General features: G+C 62.9%; 12 protein-coding genes. 11 read left to right on the top strand and 1 reads right to left on the bottom strand.

Features of this window, described 5'->3' with window-relative positions; genetic code table 11:
• Window positions 1-3 precede the first annotated feature (3 nt).
• The 11 genes from pgmG to MRBLMA1_RS21205 all read left to right on the top strand — a co-directional run bounded on the left by pgmG (window position 4) and on the right by MRBLMA1_RS21205 (window position 12,452).
• Entirely contained in the window at window positions 4-1,398 is a 1,395-nt protein-coding gene (gene pgmG, locus MRBLMA1_RS21255; RefSeq protein ID WP_363739689.1) for a phosphoglucomutase/phosphomannomutase PgmG, read from the top strand.
• Window positions 1,399-1,795: 397 nt separating this feature from the next.
• Complete coding sequence (locus MRBLMA1_RS21250; protein WP_363739687.1) at window positions 1,796-3,100, top strand: OmpP1/FadL family transporter; 1,305 nt, start codon at window positions 1,796-1,798, stop codon at window positions 3,098-3,100.
• Window positions 3,101-3,151: 51 nt separating this feature from the next.
• Entirely contained in the window at window positions 3,152-4,312 is a 1,161-nt protein-coding gene (gene ispG / locus MRBLMA1_RS21245; RefSeq protein ID WP_133654459.1) for a flavodoxin-dependent (E)-4-hydroxy-3-methylbut-2-enyl-diphosphate synthase, read from the top strand.
• Window positions 4,309-4,602: a hypothetical protein gene (locus MRBLMA1_RS21240; RefSeq protein WP_363739685.1), complete on the top strand. Its 294-nt coding sequence runs from the start codon at window positions 4,309-4,311 to the stop codon at window positions 4,600-4,602. The genes ispG and MRBLMA1_RS21240 overlap by 4 nt, the downstream gene beginning before the upstream one ends.
• Window positions 4,603-4,642: 40 nt before the next feature.
• On the top strand, window positions 4,643-5,572 hold the full coding sequence (locus MRBLMA1_RS21235) for a DMT family transporter (RefSeq protein ID WP_363739683.1): 930 nt from the start codon (window positions 4,643-4,645) through the stop codon (window positions 5,570-5,572).
• Window positions 5,573-5,582: 10 nt separating this feature from the next.
• Window positions 5,583-6,074, top strand: a complete 492-nt coding sequence (locus MRBLMA1_RS21230; RefSeq protein WP_363739681.1) for a GNAT family N-acetyltransferase — start codon at window positions 5,583-5,585, stop codon at window positions 6,072-6,074.
• 178 nt (window positions 6,075-6,252) lie between these two features.
• Complete coding sequence (locus MRBLMA1_RS21225; RefSeq protein ID WP_133654456.1) at window positions 6,253-8,574, top strand: FtsK/SpoIIIE family DNA translocase; 2,322 nt, start codon at window positions 6,253-6,255, stop codon at window positions 8,572-8,574.
• Between the two features lie 587 nt (window positions 8,575-9,161).
• Window positions 9,162-9,815, top strand: a complete 654-nt coding sequence (locus tag MRBLMA1_RS21220; RefSeq protein ID WP_133654455.1) for a LolA family protein — start codon at window positions 9,162-9,164, stop codon at window positions 9,813-9,815.
• A 284-nt stretch (window positions 9,816-10,099) separates the two neighbouring features.
• On the top strand, window positions 10,100-10,897 hold the full coding sequence (gene xth / locus MRBLMA1_RS21215; protein WP_363739678.1) for an exodeoxyribonuclease III: 798 nt from the start codon (window positions 10,100-10,102) through the stop codon (window positions 10,895-10,897).
• On the top strand, window positions 10,897-11,955 hold the full coding sequence (gene ribA / locus MRBLMA1_RS21210; RefSeq protein WP_363739676.1) for a GTP cyclohydrolase II: 1,059 nt from the start codon (window positions 10,897-10,899) through the stop codon (window positions 11,953-11,955). Before xth ends, ribA begins: the two co-directional genes overlap by 1 nt.
• On the top strand, window positions 11,952-12,452 hold the full coding sequence (locus tag MRBLMA1_RS21205) for a L,D-transpeptidase family protein (protein WP_363739674.1): 501 nt from the start codon (window positions 11,952-11,954) through the stop codon (window positions 12,450-12,452). Before ribA ends, MRBLMA1_RS21205 begins: the two co-directional genes overlap by 4 nt.
• Before the next feature lie 22 nt (window positions 12,453-12,474).
• On the opposite strand, the gene MRBLMA1_RS21200 is transcribed toward MRBLMA1_RS21205, so the two are convergent.
• Window positions 12,475-15,234 carry a [protein-PII] uridylyltransferase gene (locus MRBLMA1_RS21200; protein ID WP_363739672.1) on the bottom strand — a complete coding sequence of 920 codons (2,760 nt, stop codon included), beginning with the start codon at window positions 15,232-15,234 and terminating at the stop codon, window positions 12,475-12,477.
• Window positions 15,235-15,243: the final 9 nt, after the last annotated feature.

Raw genomic sequence — 15,243 nt, 5'->3', positions numbered from 1 at the left:
GTCATGGCCCATCGCTTTCATCCCACGCTCCTGCGCGAATATGACATTCGGGGCGTCATGGGACGGACGCTGAGCGAGGCCGATGCCTATGCCGTAGGCCGCAGTTTCGGGACGATCGTCATGCGGGCTGGCGGATCAAGGGTCGCGGTGGGCTATGATGGACGGTTGAGTTCCCCGGCGCTCGAACAAGCGGTCGTCCAGGGCCTTCAGGACGCCGGCACCGATGTGCTGCGCATAGGACTGGGCCCGACGCCCATGCTCTATTATGCCGAAGCGGTCCTGGATGTAGATGGCGGCATTCAGATAACCGGCAGCCACAATCCCCCCGATCATAATGGCTTCAAGCTGGTGCTTCAGCATGATGCCTTTTTTGGCGAGGCCATTGCCGATCTGGGCGCCATGGCTGCGGCGGGGGACTGGAGCGAGACGGGGAGCGGACGTGGCGGCCGGGTTGAGACGGTCGATATCATGGACCGATACGCCGCGCGGCTGGTGGAGCGGTTCGACGGCGCTGCCTGGCGTATTGGCTGGGACGCCGGCAATGGCGCGGCCGGGCCGGTGGTGGACAAGCTCGTCAAGCTCCTGCCAGGTGAGCATCATGTGCTTTTCACCCAGATAGACGGACATTTTCCCCATCATCACCCCGATCCCACTGTCGAGGCCAATCTGGCCGAGCTGAAGGCCCTTGTCCGTTCGAAGAAACTCGATTTCGGAGTGGCTTTCGACGGTGATGGCGACCGGATCGGCGTGATCGACGGCAAGGGTCGGACGATCTGGGGCGACCAGTTGCTCGGAATCTTCGCCGAACTGGTGCTGAAGGATCACCCCGATGGCGTGATTGTCGCGGATGTGAAGGCCAGCCAGGCCCTGTTCGACCGAATCTCTGCGCTGGGTGGGCGACCGCTGATGTGGAAGACCGGGCACAGCCTCATCAAGTCCAAAATGAAGGAGATTGCTGCTCCCCTGGGTGGGGAGATGACCGGTCACATCTTCTTCGCGGACGATTATTATGGTTTTGACGACGGCCTTTATGCCGCGGTCCGGCTTATTCGGGGGCTGACCCGGCTGGGCCGCAGCGTATCGGACCTGCATGACGAAATGCCCGTCATGGTCAACACTCCCGAAATCCGCTTTCCCGTCGAGGAGAGCCGCAAATTCGCGGTGGTGGAGGAAGTGCGGGCGCGATTGCGAACCCTGGGCGCCAGCATGGATGAAACCGATGGCCTGCGGGTCAGCACGGCCGATGGCTGGTGGCTGTTACGGGCATCCAACACGCAGGATGCGCTTGTTGCGCGTGCCGAGGCGCAGGACGAGGAAGGTCTGGGCCGCCTGGTCGCGGAAATCGATGCGCAACTGGCCGATTCGGGCGTGATTCGGATTTCCGAAGCCGATCACTGATGGATGAATGGAAAAAATGGCGCGGTTTGTCAGCCAGATTTACGTTACGGAATTCATGCAGACCAGTGACGATTGCATGAAACGCAACCAGGCATCAGCTTTTCGCATTTGCGAAATAAAGCGCTGCACCGCAAAAGGAAAAGGCCTTTCAGGCATCCTCTCCTAAAACTTTCAAGCCGTCCCTCGGGGCGGCTTTTTTTTCGTTTGAAGAAGTGCTGCTTTTTCGCTCCCTGCCGTAGCGTCGCTTGGCATTTTGACCGCCGGACGCCCAGAAACGGCGCAAATTAGGGCTTTTCGAACGAAAATTTAACCATATTGCTAATAGGGCGAGGCTTTGAGCGGATCACTTTGCCGCGAACGCCATTTGCCAGTGACGAGTTTGAAGAGAGGATTCACCATGCCCTTCCGCCGCCCCATCCTTGCGAGCCTCCTGTTGTCGGGCATATGCGCGGCACCTGTTCCGGCTCTGGCAGGTGGTTTCTACCTTCAGGAGCAGGCGCCCAAGGAAACCGGGCGTGCCTTGGCAGGCGCGGGCGCGGCGGCGGACGATCCGTCGACCATCTACTTCAATCCTGCGGCCATGACGGAATTGTCGGGTGTCCAGACCTCTATCGGCGGCATCGCGCTGATGGCGTCCGCGCATCAGGCCAATCGCGGCACCTATCGCACCGTTCCCACCCTGCCTGGCGCACGGGTGCCGGTAAGCGGCAATGACGGCGGGCAGCCGTTCGAAAAGGTCATTCCCATTCCCAGCTTCTATATTACGGCGCAGGCGACCGACCGGCTGTGGCTGGGCCTTGGCGTCAATGCCCCGTTCGGGCTGAAGCTCGATTATGACGACGGGTTTTTCGGGCGCTATGACTCGCTCTACACCAACCTCAAGACCTATAATATCCAGCCCAGCGCGGCTTATAAGCTCAACGACAATTTCTCGATCGGCGGCGGCGTCGATTTACAATATGTGAAGGCGACGCTGACCAACGCCCTGCCGCAGCTTTCTCCCCTGGCGCCCGCCGACGGCTTCGCGCGACTAAAGGGTGATGATTGGAGCGTCGGCTGGAATGCGGGCCTGTTCTACACCAATGGCGACACCAATGTCGGCATTTCCTACCGTTCCGCGATCAAGCACAAGCTGACCGGCACGCAAAGCATTTCGGGCCTGCTTGGACCGATCGCTGCGGCCAATGGCGAGTTGGACGCGTCCGCGCCGCTCAACCTGCCCGACATCGTCACCATCGGTTTCATGCATCGCCTGACGCCCCGGTTGCGGGCGATGATCAGCGCCCGCTGGTACAATTGGTCGACGTTCAAGGGCATCGCCATCACGACCGCCACCGGTACCAGCAACAAGGAACTGGACTACCGGGACAGCTACAGCGTCAGCCTGGGTGGGGAATATGACGTCAGCCCGGCTCTGACGCTGCGCGCGGGCACGATGTTCGACCGCACGCCGACCAATTCCCAGCATCTGACGACGCGCGTGCCTGATGGCGACCGTGCATGGCTGACGGCTGGCGCCACCTTCAACGTGTCGCCGGCCTTTGCGCTGAACCTCAGCTATGCCCATACATTTGTGGAAAAGGCCAACATCATCCGTCCCGACAGCTATTATCCCGCGCCAGCGACAGTGACGGCGACCACCCTGTCTCAGACCAGCGGCAATGCGGACCAGATCGGCGCATCGCTCACCGCACGCTTCTAACTTGATCCAATAATCCCTATAGGGGCTCCATCAGAACGGAGCCCCTATTTCATGTCCGACCATAATCCCGGCCTGCGTCCCTGGCGCGATATTGCTCGTCGAGAGTGTCGCCAGATCATGGTCGGCAATGTTCCGGTGGGCGGCGGTGCTCCGGTCACGGTGCAGACCATGACCAACACGCCGACCCATGACGTCAGGGCGACGATCGACCAGATCCGCCGCTGCGAGGAAGTGGGCGTGGACATCATCCGCGTCTCCTGCCCCGACGAGGCGTCCACTGCTGCCCTGAAGCAGATCGTCCGCGCCGCCCGCGTGCCGATCGTCGCCGACATTCACTTCCACTATAAGCGCGCCTTGGAAGCCGCCGATGCGGGCGCGGCCTGCCTGCGCATCAATCCCGGCAATATCGGCAGCGAGGCGCGGGTCAAGGAGGTGGTCGACGCGGCCAAGGCCAATGGTTGTTCGATCCGCATCGGGGTGAACGCAGGCTCCCTCGAAAAAGACCTGCTCGAAAAATATGGTGAGCCTTGTCCGGAGGCGCTGGTCGAAAGTGCGCTCGACCATATCAAGCTGCTGCAGGATCAGGATTTCCACGAATATAAGGTGGCGGTGAAGGCCAGCGACGTCTTCCTGGCGGTCGCCGCCTATATGCAACTGGCCGAAGCGGTGGACTGCCCGCTGCACCTGGGCATCACCGAGGCGGGCGGGTTGATCGGCGGCACGGTGAAGAGCGCCATCGGCATCGGCAATCTGCTCTGGGCCGGGATTGGCGACACGATCCGCGTTTCCCTTTCCGCGGAGCCGGAAGAGGAAGTCCGCGTCGGCTATGAGATATTGAAGTCGCTCGGCATCCGCACACGGGGGGTCAAGGTCATCTCCTGCCCCAGTTGTGCGCGGCAGGGTTTCGATGTGATCCGCACGGTCCAGGCTCTGGAGGAACGGCTTCAGCATATCCATACGCCGCTTTCGCTGTCGGTCCTGGGCTGCGTGGTGAACGGTCCCGGCGAAGCGCGGGAAACCGACATTGGCCTGACTGGCGGCGGGGCGGGCAAGCATATGGTCTATCTGTCCGGCCTCACCGATCATACGATCCAGGACGAAGGCATGATCGACCATATCGTCAACCTTGTCGAAGCCAAGGCGGCGGAGATCGAAGCGGCGAAGCTGGAAGCCGAAACGACCGATGCAGGCAAGGCGGAAGCGGCGGAATGACTGACAGTTTCCCTGATGCTGACGAAGAGGCGGTGGAACGGGGCAAGGTCATGCCGGCTGGCCGTGTCGTGGAGAAGAGAGGCGCATCAGCGGTCGGCGCGACCGCTCTGGGCACCGGAGCAATCGGCAGCCTGGCGATTGGAGCGCTGGCATTGGGTGCAATGGCTCTGGGCGCTCTGGCCATCGGCGCAGTCGCCGTCGGCCGCATGCGCATCGGCCGGGCGCGCATTGCCCGTCTCCAGATCGACGAACTGACTGTCGGGCGCCTGATCTGGAAGAACCGCGACTGACGGAGCCGGCTCACCGCGCTCTGCATCCATTAGGCATATCATGGGCAGCGATACTCACCGCGCCGCATCGGCGACTGCATTTCCCCTCGCATTCGCGGTCTGTTGCGTCGGAGTAGCGCTGTTTTCGGTGATGGATGCGGCCATGAAGGGATTGAGCCTTTCCATCGGCCTGTTCAATGCGCTGTTCTGGCGCGCCATGGCGGGGAGCCTGCTGGGACTGGCGCTGATGCTGCTGACGCGGCAACGTTGGCCCCATCTGACCGTGCTGCGACTTCATATGCTGCGCGGGACGGTGGTGGCGGTCATGGCCAGCCTGTTCTTCTGGGCGATCATGCGGATGCCCCTGGCCGAGGCCATCGCGCTTTCCTTCATCGCGCCGCTGATCGCCCTGTATCTCGCCGCCCTGTTGCTCAAGGAACGGATCGGGCGACGAGCCATTGGCGCGTCTCTGCTGGGACTGATCGGCGTTGCCGTCATCCTGTCGGGGCGAATGCGGGGCAGCTATGATGCAAATGCACTTCTGGGCGCGGGCGCGGTGCTGCTGTCGGCGGTGCTGTTCGCCTGGAACCTGATCCTTCAGCGCCAGCAGGCGCAGCTTGCGTCCCCGATCGAGGTGGCCTTCTTCCAGCATGTGGTGATGCTGGCGGTATTCTCCCTTTTCGCCGTTCTTGCCCAGGAAATGCCGATTGTGCCGGCCGCGCCGTCATGGGCGCTGGTGCTGCTGTCCGCGACGCTGGCCTTCACCTCGCTCACCGCGCTGGCCTGGGCCTATGCACGGGCGGAGGCGCAGCGATTGATCCCGGTGGAATATACGGCTTTCCTCTGGGCGGCGGTCATTGGCTGGCTTGCCTTTGGCGAACGGCTCACCCTGACTACCCTTGCTGGCGCGCTGTTGATCGTGGTGGGGTGCCTCATCGCATCCCGTGCAGGACCGACCGAACCGCCCCATGTCGAACCGTCCGTTGCCTGAAAGGAAGAGCATGTCCGTCACCATTCGCGAGGCCGTTTCCTCCGACCTTGCTACGATCCACGCCTTCATTCTCGCCCTGGCGGACTATGAGAAATTGTCCCATGAGGTGAAGGCCGACCGCGCCTCCCTCGATAAATATCTGTTCGGCCCGCGTCCCATGGCCGAGGTGCTGATCGCGGAAAATGAAGGGCGCGCGATCGGCTTTGCCCTCTTCTTCCACAATTTCTCGACTTTCGAGGGGCGACCCGGCCTCTATCTGGAGGATCTGTTCGTGATCCCGGAGGCGCGGGGGCTGGGCGCAGGCAAGGCGCTGCTCTCGCGCCTCGCGCAACTGGCGCTGGAGCGGGATTGCGCGCGGCTGGAATGGTGGGTGCTGGACTGGAACGAACCGTCCATCGCCTTTTACCGCTCGCTGGGCGCGCGGCCCATGGACGAGTGGACGGTGCAGCGCGTCGATGGCGCAGCGCTCGCCGCCCTCGCATCAGCGCATCCTGCACGCTGATGTCCGGTAATGTGGCAATCATTGTAACGCCTCCGTTCGCCAGGCTTTTTTGTCGTTCTGATCCGTGCCCGAGGATTCTTACGGAGTCCGCAAGACGAGCCGAGGGCCGGACTCTTGACGGAGACTCCCTCCCCGGCGCATTGTGCCGAAACGGAACATTTGGGGGACAAGGACTGCCATGGCTGTCAGCCGCGGAGCCAAACGCACGCCGGAATGGCGTGAAATGCTGAAACGCAGCCTGATCCGCAGCGGCGCGCTGATCGGTGCGATTGCGCTGTTGCTGGCGACCCTGTTCCTGGCGCTGGCGCTGCTCAGCTATCAGCCGAGCGACCCGTCAATGAACACGGTGGCGGGCGATCATGTGCAGAATATCATGCAGGCGCCGGGTGCCTGGGTCGCGGATTTCCTGCTCTGGCTGCTGGGCGTGCCAGTGGCGCTGGTGCTGCCGCTGATGGCGATTACGGCACGACGGCTGTGGGGTGATCAGGACATGAGCGGGTGGAAGGCGCAGTTCGGCAAATGTTTTGCCGGCATCGTGCTGCTGGGTATCGCGCTGGCGCTGTTCCAGACCAATCCACTGGTCGGCCTGCCGTCGGGCTGGGGCGGCATCATCGCGCTGGTCACGGCACGCGGCGTCGCCAGCCTGACCGCGCAGGCTCCAGCCGCGCAGGGCTGGATCACCGGCATCCTGATCGTCCTGACGCTGATCGCGGGTCTTGTCCTCTGGTATCGCAGCCTCGCTCTTGAAAAGCCGATCATCGCGCTGCGCCGACCGTCGCTGCCACGCCTGGCGCTGCCACGGCCTGCTTTCGCTCTTCCTGCTCCTGTGCCGGTAGCCGATGCGGATGAAGATGACGAGCTGTTCGAGCGCGTCGCGACGCCGCGCCGGACCGTGACCAACGAACCCAAGCCGCCGATCAATATCCAGACGCCCAAACCCGCGCCCGTGCAACGCTCAATGGCGCCGGTCAGCCAGGACGACCTGTTCGGAAACAGCTCCCTGCCGTCACCTGACCTGCTTAATCCGACCCCCGCCAGCCAGGGGCAGAAGATCGACAAGGCTGCGCTGGAGCGCAATGCCCGTCTGCTCGAATCCGTGCTGGACGATTTTCATGTGAAGGGAAATATCGTCGAGGTTCGTCCCGGCCCGGTCGTCACCATGTACGAACTGGAACCGGCGCCGGGCATCAAGGCGAGCCGCGTAATCGCGCTGGCCGACGACATCGCGCGCAACATGTCCGCGCTTTCGGCGCGCGTCGCGACGATTCCCGGACGTACCGTGATCGGCATTGAGCTGCCCAATGCGAACCGGGAGGGCGTGTCCTTCCGCGAACTCATCACCAGCGAGCAGTTCGGACAGGAAGCGACCCTGCCGATCATCCTGGGCAAGAATATTTCGGGGGAGCCGATCATCGCGGATCTGGCGCCGATGCCGCATCTGCTGATCGCCGGTACGACGGGTTCGGGCAAGTCCGTGGGTCTGAACGCGATGATCCTGTCGCTGCTCTACCGCATGACGCCCGATCAGTTGCGGCTCATCATGATCGATCCCAAGATGCTGGAACTGTCGACCTATGACGACATTCCGCATCTGCTCTCCCCCGTGGTGACGGAGCCGGCCAAGGCGATCCGGGCGCTCAAATGGGCGGTGGAGCAGATGGAGGACCGCTATCGCATGATGGCGTCGATTTCCGTCCGCAACCTTGCCAACTATAATGAAAAGGTCCGCGCGGCCAAGGCGAAGGGCAAGCCGCTCGGCCGCAGGGTGCAGACCGGCTACGACCCCGAAACCGGCAAGCCCATTTACGAGGAGGAACAGCTCGATTTCCAGCCTCTGCCGCAGATCGTGGTCGTGGTGGACGAGCTTGCCGACCTGATGATGACGGCGGGCAAGGAAGTGGAATTCCTGATCCAGCGGCTCGCGCAGAAGGCGCGCGCGGCGGGCATCCACCTCATCCTCGCAACGCAGCGTCCGTCGGTCGACGTCATCACCGGCGTCATCAAGGCCAACCTGCCGACCCGCATCAGCTTCTTCGTCACGTCGAAGATCGACAGCCGAACCATATTGGGCGAACAGGGCGCCGAGCAGCTGTTGGGCAAGGGCGACATGCTCTACATGCATGGTGGCAAGGGGCTGATGCGCGTGCACGGTCCCTTCGTGTCGGACGATGAAGTGCGCGTGGTGGCCGATCACTGGCGCGCCCAGGGCCAGCCCGACTATATCGCCGCCGTCACCGAGGAGCCGGAGGAAGGCAGTTTTGCGCTGGATGGCGTGGATCTGGGCGACGACAGCCCGGATGCGCAGCTTTTCCGCAAGGCATGCCAGCTCGTCTTCGAAAATCAGAAGGCGTCGACAAGCTGGCTCCAGCGGCAATTGCGCATCGGTTATAATAGCGCCGCGCGCCTGATCGAGCAGATGGAGGAGCAGGGGCTGGTGGGCCCCCCCAACCATGTCGGCCGCCGCGAAGTGCTGCGTGACGAGAATGGCAATCCGCTCTGACGCCGTGAGTGCAGAAAAATTTCATTTGGCCTGATGCCAAAAAACCACTGCCCATTTCGCTCTGAAACCGATTTTTGCGTGTGATTCCGCGGAATGGCCTCGTGCCAAAAGCCGGCAGTGCCGGGAAAAATCGCGATTTTCCAAGGATGATTGCGTTTCATGCAATCGTCCCTTGGTTCTTCGCATTTGCGAAGGAACGGGATTTGGATGAAAAAGACCCTGCCTTTCAGGCATCCTCTCCTAAAAACTTTCGGGCTGGTCTTCGGATCAGCCTTTTTTTTGTCATCGCATCGGACTAAGCAGGGGTCGCTCACCGCAGCGCCTAAAAAATAAATTGGGAGAGGGGCCGCCGGAAAGACCGGCAATGGCGAAGCGGGAGCAGAGGGGGATTGAGCGACCATGTCGCTCTCCCCCTTCCCGTTTTTCTCTGGCTGTGATGCGGACTGGGCTGTTCTGGACCAGCCAGACCGTCCGGCTGCTTCCGACCCTTATCGTTCTGTTCGTTGCACGACAGGAACGAAGGGGTTCACAGCGGGTTCAAGCCCTGCCACCTAGAATCCTGATCCTGAACAACCGGAGACGATTGCATGAAGCGCATGTCTGCGCCCCGCACCCTGACGCTGGCTGCCCTGACCTTGACCGTCGCGTCATTTGCGGCGCCCCTGATCCCGGCACTCGCGCAGGCGGACCAGTCCGACCTGTCGAAGGTCAACGCCTATATCCGCGCCGTCACCACCATGACCGCCGATTTCGCCCAGACCGACCGCAACGGCCAGACGCTGACGGGCCAGCTTACCCTCAAGCAGCCGGGCAAGATCCGTTTTCAATATCAGAAGGGCGTGCCCTTGTTGATCGTCGGAGATGGCAAGGCGCTGACGATGATCGATTATGAAGTGCGTCAGGTGCAACGCTGGCCGATCGGCAATTCGCCTCTGGGCGCGCTGATCGATCCGTCCAAGGACCTGTCCAAATTCGGCAAGGTGATCCAGACCGGTGACCCGACGATATTGTCCGTCCAGGCCCGGGATCCCAAGCGGCCGGAATATGGCACCATCACCATGATCTTCAAACGCGATGCCGCCAGCCCGGCGGGTCTGCAGCTCTATGGCTGGGTGGCGCTGGATTCGCAGAACAACCGAACGGCGGTGAAGCTCAGCAACCAGCGTTACGGGGTGCCGGTGGCCGATTCCGCTTTCCGCTGGATCGATCCGCGACCCAAGGGTCGCGCCGCTGGCGGTTAAACGGGGCACAGGCGCGACGGGTCGAAAACTTTTCAAAATCGTTCATCTGAGGCTCATATCCAGAACCCTAGAAGGAACTCCACGGCGCGAGACGAAACCGGGATTTCCCCCCTGTTACCCGGAACCCCGCTCCCGCCGCAAAGCGCTTCAAGGGCGCGATCGAGGCCCCCGTTCCATGCCCCCGGAGCGGGGGCCTTTTCGTTCCGTCCCGGGCCGTATCCCAACCGGTCATCAGCGATCCGCCACTCTTGCGCGGGGCGGCGGAGGGTCCTAGTGGATCAGCCATGCCTCATACACTCAGCATCGCTTCCTGGAATATCAACAGCGTTCGTGCCCGGCTCGAAATTGTCGAGCGCTTTCTGACCGAGGAATCGCCTGACGTCCTGTGTCTGCAGGAAACGAAGGTGGTGAACGACACCTTCCCGGCGGGCCTGTTTCGGCAGCATGGCTATAATCATCAGGTGCTGAACGGCCAGCCGATGCATCATGGCGTGGCGATCCTGTCGAAGGTCCCGATCCGGGAAGATGATCGCCTGGACTGGCAGGCCAATGGAGAGGCGCGTCACGTCGGTGTGCGGCTGGACAATGGCGTCAGGATCGAGAATGTCTATGTGCCCGCCGGCGGGGATGTGCCGGATCGGGAGGTCAATCCGAAATTCGGGCAGAAGCTCGATTTCCTGGAGCGCATGATCCAATGGTCCTCTACGCTGGAGGACAAGCCGACCATCCTGACGGGCGATTTCAATATCGCGCCGATGGAATGCGACGTGTGGAGCCACAAGCAGCTCCTCAACGTCGTCAGCCACACGCCCATCGAATGCGAGATCCTGGCGCGCTTGCAGGAATCGAACAACTGGGTTGATATCGGCCGCAAATTCCACCCCGCACCGCAGCGGCTCTACACCTGGTGGAGCTATCGCGCCCGCGACTGGGCGGAATCGGATCGCGGACGACGGCTCGATCATATGTGGATGACGCAGGACGTCGCGGAAAAGGCCGTGGGTCACCGCGTGGTCGAACCCATCCGTGGCTGGACGCGGCCGTCCGACCATGTACCGATCATCACGGAATTTGCATTCTGATGAGCGCCCGCACCGCCGCCCGCGCCATTGACGCGCTGCGCCGGGGCTGGCCGGTACGGGTGCAGGCCGCCGATGGGGTCTTGCGCCTCATGGCGGTGGAGGGGGCCGATGCGGTGACGCTTGCCGGCTTCGATCCGGGCGCTGAAGCCGACATATTGATCTCGGCCGCGCGGGCGCAGACGCTGAAGCTCGCCAACCAATTGGCGGCGGCCGATCCCGACATGCCGGTGCTGGTGGCGCGCGCGCCCTGGATCGATGTCGACGTGGCGACGGCGATCTCCGATCCGGTTCTGGACCTCGGTTCGCCGCTCAAGGGGCCGTTCATGGCAAAGCCGCTGGCAGCGCCGTCTGCGGCCAAGGCGGCGCTGCGGCTGGCGCGGCTGGCGGGCATATTGCCGGCCTATTTCGTGACGTCCGACGGCGACGTCGAGGCAGAGGTGAGCGCTGCGGACATCGACGCCTATGACGATGCCGTGCATCTGGCCATCGCCACGCGCGCGCGCCTGCCCGTGTCGGCCAGCGAAATGGCGGAGATCATCGCCTTTCGCAGCCCCGATGAACCGCGCGAACATGTTGCGCTGGTCATTGGCCGGCGCGATTCCTCGCCGCCTGTCGTCCGGCTGCACAGCGAATGCCTGACGGGAGATGTGCTGGGATCGCTGAAATGCGACTGTGGGCCGCAATTGCACCAGGCATTGCACCAGATTGCGGATTCGAACTGGGGCATATTGCTCTATCTGCGGCAGGAGGGCCGGGGCATCGGCCTCGTCAACAAGCTGCGCGCCTATGCCCTGCAGGATCAGGGCTTCGACACGGTAGACGCCAATGTGCGGCTGGGTTTCGCGATTGATGCACGCGATTTTTCGGTGGCGGCACGCATGCTCGACCTGCTGGGCGTGCGGGAGGTGCGATTGCTCACCAACAATCCCAACAAGGTGACCGGATTGGAGACCGCCGGGATCAAGGTAGCGGAGCGGCTGCCCATCATTCTGCCGTCCAACCCCCATAATGAACGCTATCTCGCCACCAAGCGGGACCGGACCGGCCATCAGCTATGAATGTCATCCGCGTCGACACGGGTGCGGGGCGTCTTTCCTTCGGTGACATGGAGATGTCCTGCACGATCGGGCGCGGCGGCGCTTGTGCGGCCGCCGACAAACGGGAAGGGGATGGCTGCACGCCGCTGGGGCGCTGGCCGATCCGGGGCGTGTTGCTGCGGCGGGGCAAGGTGGAGGCGGCGGATATCCGCCTGCCCTGGCGTTGGGTGCGGGAGGGTGATGGCTGGTCCGATGACGTAGCTGATCCGGCCTATAACCGGCCCGTCCATCTGCCGCGGGACTTTTCGGCGGAAAATCTGCTGCGGAACGATGAAGCCTATGACGTGATCATAGTGCTAGGGCATAATGACGCGCCCCCGGTGCCGGGGCGGGGGAGCGCGATCTTCTTCCACCTGTCCGAAGGAAGGCCCACCGCCGGATGCGTGGCGGTGGAGCGGGATGATATGCTCCGTCTGTTGCCTTTGCTCGTGCCGGGTGACCTGATGGAAATCCATTAGAGTTTTGCGCAGGAATCGAGCGTCAAGCCTGCTCCAGTTCCGCTACCTCGCCGCCGGCCGCTTCCAGCAACCGCCGCTCCAGCGTTTGCAGCCGTGCCTTGCTCTCGATCTTCCCGGCCAGAAGGTCGGTCACATAGAAAGTATCCACGGCGCGCTCGCCATAGGTGGCGACATGCGCGCTGTGCACCGTCACCTTCGACTGGAACAGTGCATTGGCCAGGCTGAACAGCAGTGCCGGTCGATCCCGCGCATTGACCTCTATCACGGTGAAGCGGTTCGATGCCTTGTTGTCGATCAGCACATTGGGTTCGATGCGGAAGGCTTCCGCGCGCGTGCGGGGCAGCGGGCGCGCCTCCAGCTTGGTGATCATGCGGTGCCGATTGGCCAGCGAATCTTCGATCGCCTTGCGGATGCGCGTCAATTGATCGGGGCTGTGGAAGGCACCGCCCAGCGGGTCCTGCACCAGGAAATTGTCGATGGCCACGCCGTCCCGGGTCGTGTGGATGCGCGCGTCGATGATGTTCCCGCCCGCCAGATGGATGGCGCCAGCAATCCTATAGAACAGGCCCGGATGGTCGGCGGCATAGACCGTCACCAGCGTCGCGCCGCGCTGCGGATAATATTGCGCGGCGATGGATAGCGGGGAATCCCCCGCTTCCAGTATATGCTGCGCATTGTGGATGAGGATGTCCTCCGGCTCCGCGATCCAGTAGCTTTCCGGCAGGCGCTTGCGCAGCTTCTCGAAATCGGTTTCGGACAGGCCCAGTGCCTCGCGCAGCGCCCGCTGCTTGGTGGTGACGCGCTCGCTGCGGCCCTTCTGCTTGTGGCCAAGGCGCAGCACTTCTTCGGCGGCCTCATAGAGGTCGCCCAGCAATTGCCGTTTCCAGCTGTTCCAGACACCAGGTCCGACGGCGCGGATATCGACCACCGTCAGGCACAGGAGCAGACGAAGCCGCTCCGGGCTTTGCACCACCTCGACAAAATCGAGGATGGTCTTGTAATCGGCCAGGTCGCGCTTGAAGGCGGTGGCCGACATCAGCAGATGGTGCAGCACCAGCCAGGACACGGTCTCCGTCTCTGCCGGAGTCAGCCCCAGGCGTGGGCAGAGATTCTCCGCCACCTGCGCACCCAATATGCTGTGGTCGCCGCCGCGCCCCTTGGCGATGTCGTGCAGCAGCACCGCAACATAGAGCACCCGGCGCGACACCAGCTTGCCCATCAGGTCCGCCGCCAGCGGATGATCCTGGTTCAGTTCGCCCTTTTCGATCCGCGCCAGCAGGCCGACGGCGCGGATCGTGTGCTCGTCCACCGTATAATGGTGGTACATGTCGAACTGCATCTGCGCCACGACGCGGCGGAAATCGGGGATGAAGCGACCGAAGACGGTCGACTCGTTCATCCAGCGCAGCACCGTTTCCGGATCACGGGGGGAGGTCAGCACCTCCATGAATGCGGCGTTGGCGCGGGGATCGCGGCGTACCTTGGCGGTGATCAAGCTGGCGTCGCGGCTGGCTGCGCGCATGGCGCTGGGATGGATGGCCAGGCCATGCTTGTCGGCCAGAGCGAAGATTTCCAGCAGCCGCACCGGATCGTCCTGAAAAAACTGGTCGTTGGGCAGCGCGAGCCGTCCGCGATCCAGAACGAAGCCGTCCAGCTTCTTCGGGCGGCGGAAGAAGCTGGGGATGTAGCGGCGCCCGCGCTCCGCCATCTGGTCGTCCAGATGGGCGAGGAACACGGCGGTCAGATCACCCACCGTCTTCGCGTTCAGGAAATAATAGCGCATGAACCGCTCGACGCCCGAACGCCCGGCGCGTCCCGTGAAATGCATGCGGGTCGCGGTCTCGAGTTGCAGGTCGAAGGTCAGCCGGTCCTCCGCCCGTCCCGTGATCATGTGCAAATGGCAGCGCACCGCCCAGAGGAAGTCCTCCGCCTTCTGGAACTGGCGCAGTTCGGCTTCGGTGAGCAGGCCGACATCGACCAGTTCCGCGACCGACTTCACCCGGTTTACATATTTGCCGATCCAGAACAGCGTGTGCAGGTCGCGCAGCCCGCCCTTGCCTTCCTTCACATTGGGTTCGACCACATAGCGGCTGTCGCCCATGCGCTTGTGCCGCTCATCCCGCTCCTCCAGCTTTTCGGTGACGAAGGCGCGGGCGGTGCCCTGCATGATTTCGGTATCGAAGCGCTTGGCGGTTTCCTCGTACAGCAGGCGATCGCCCCAGATGTAGCGTGCCTCCAACAGGGCCGTGCGGACGGTCAGGTCCGCTTTCGCCATGCGCATGGTTTCGTCGATGGACCGGCTGGAATGGCCGACCTTCAGCCCCAGGTCCCACAGCGAGTAGAGCATGGATTCGATGACCTGTTCGGTCCATCCGGTGGGCTTCCACGGGGTGATGAAGCCGATGTCGACATCGCTGTGCGGTGCCATTTCGCCCCGGCCGTAGCCGCCGACTGCGATCAGCACGATCCGCTCGCCGGTGCTGCGATTGCCGGCCGGGTAGAGATGATGGGTCGTCGCGTCGTAGAGCAGGCGCAGGATCTGATCGATCAGGAAGGCGAAAGCGGTTACCACCTCGCGCCCGCGGGTCGGCTTGTGTTCGAGGCGGCGGGCGACATCTTCGCGCCCGGCGTCCAGCGCCTCCTTCAATTCCTTCACGATCAGGCCGCGCAGCTTGATCTGGTCGCCCCGATGCTCCTGCGCCAGGGCGTTGATGCGATCGGAAATGGCGCGCCGGTCGATGATCGCGCGCCTCGAACCCAATTTTGGAAACTGCATGACCATAAGGCTTAT

This window comes from Sphingobium sp. LMA1-1-1.1, assembly GCF_040676365.1.
In the GTDB taxonomy this organism is placed as follows: domain Bacteria; phylum Pseudomonadota; class Alphaproteobacteria; order Sphingomonadales; family Sphingomonadaceae; genus Sphingobium.
The sequence above is the reverse complement of the archived record's forward strand: the minus strand, read 5'-3'. Positions and strand labels throughout refer to the sequence as shown.